Source organism: Paenarthrobacter sp. NCHU4564 (assembly GCF_052156435.1).
Classification (GTDB): domain Bacteria; phylum Actinomycetota; class Actinomycetes; order Actinomycetales; family Micrococcaceae; genus Arthrobacter.
This window is the reverse complement of the sequence record NZ_JBQLIS010000053.1, coordinates 1-1,124: the sequence shown is the minus strand read 5'-3', so window position 1 is coordinate 1,124 and position 1,124 is coordinate 1. Positions and strand designations below refer to the sequence as shown.

Genomic DNA, 1,124 nt, shown 5'->3' with positions numbered 1-1,124 from the left:
AGCACGGCCAGGACGGGGGAGAGACCGCCGGCGAGGGTGGACGCGAACTGGCTGCCGAGCGAAGCGCCGGTGTAGCGGTGTTCGGGCTCGAACAGTTCGGTCATCATGGCCGCTTGCGGCCCGTACATCAGGTCATGGAAGATCATGCCGGCAATAATGGCGATGCTGATAAGGACCGCGCTTTGGGTGTCCATGAGGAAGAAAAACGGGAACGCGAAGACGCCACTGAGGATTGCTCCGACCAGGTAGACCCGGCGCCTGCCGTACTCGTCCGAAAGCCACCCCGAGATCAACGTGGTGAACAGGCTGACCCCGGATGCTGCGAGCACCCCGACCAGAGCGACCGTCCGGGGCAGATCCAAAACCGTCGTGACGTACGTGAGGGAAAAGACCGTCAGGATGTAGAAGATGGAAACCTGCGAAAGCTTCACACCGATAGCAAGCAGAACCTGGCGCCATTGCCGGCGAAGGACCTGAACAAGCGGGAACTTGGCGATTTGTCCGCTGTCCTGAACTTTCTTGAAATCCGGTGTCTCTTCCATCTTCAACCGGATGACCAGCCCGACCGCGATAAGCGCAATCGAGGACAGGAACCCGATCCGCCAACCCCAGGCCATGAAGGCCTCGTTGGACAACGACAGATTCAACGACGTGAAAACACCGTTTGCCAGGAGCAGACCCGCCGGAGCACCGACCTGGGGCCAGGCACCAAACACGCCCCGCCGACGGGCAGGAGCATGCTCGACGGCCACCAGGACAGCGCCTCCCCATTCCCCGCCCAAGCCAACGCCTTGAACGACGCGCAGAGTCAGGAGCAGCAGCGGCGCCCACACACCAATGGCCTCGTACGTGGGCAACACCCCGATCAGGGCGGTCGAGACACCCATGATCAGCAACGAGGTCACCAACATGGCCTTGCGGCCAATCCGGTCCCCGAAATGGCCCATGATGATGCCGCCCAGCGGCCGGGACACGAAACCTGCCGCGTAGGTCAGCAGTGCCAGTATCGTACCGGTTAGCGAAGAATAAGACGGGAAAAACAACTGCGGAAAGATCAGCGCCGCCGCCGTCCCGTAAAGATAAAAGTCGTACCACTCAATGGCGGTCCCAATGAAGCTACCAAA

1 protein-coding gene is annotated in these 1,124 nt (G+C 60.9%); it reads right to left on the bottom strand.

Features of this window, described 5'->3' with window-relative positions:
- A partial coding sequence (locus ACSVIE_RS21055) for an MFS transporter (protein ID WP_442425153.1) occupies nucleotides 1–1,124 on the bottom strand: 1,124 nt, incomplete at both ends.